This window comes from Leisingera sp. ANG-M1 (assembly GCF_000813745.1).
In the GTDB taxonomy this organism is placed as follows: domain Bacteria; phylum Pseudomonadota; class Alphaproteobacteria; order Rhodobacterales; family Rhodobacteraceae; genus Leisingera.
Genome location: NZ_JWLC01000075.1, coordinates 1 through 461, shown reverse-complemented (window position 1 = coordinate 461; position 461 = coordinate 1). Strand labels below are relative to the sequence as shown.

General features: G+C 56.0%; 1 protein-coding gene. It reads left to right on the top strand.

Annotation, left to right across the window (positions count from 1 at the left end):
- On the top strand, window positions 1-318 hold a 318-nt coding region (locus RA19_RS25420), incomplete at its 5' end, for a DUF1330 domain-containing protein (RefSeq protein WP_206540310.1).
- Window positions 319-461: the final 143 nt, after the last annotated feature.

Here is a 461-nt window from a genome sequence, read left to right as displayed (position 1 = left end):
ATAATGGCGGTCATCGTATTTGCACTTACAACGGTAAATCCGGACGATCTGGAAGCGCTGAGCATGTATCTGGGCACCACCAGGCCGCTGCTGGAGGAGGCTGGCGCGGAGATTATCCAAGGCTATGAGATTTCGGACACAATTGTCGGTGAGAAACTGCCGGAAATGGCAACCATCGTCCGCTATCCGGACCGGGAGGCCGTCGACAAGGTGTTTCAGAGCGCTGAGTACCATGCTTTGAAAGAGATCCGCCAAAGGGCGTTTCTGAGCTATCAGATTGGTGTTGTGGAAGCTGAAGGGTCGCCGCTGGTGCGCTGATGCGCCCGGGCGTTCACATTCCCTTGCAGATCGTCCGCAACCATGGACGCCGGATGCCAGACGCCTAACATAGGCGCCATGTTGGACCTGCTTAGCGATATTCTCACCCGGTTGTCTCTCAAGGGGACGTTTTACTTCCGCAC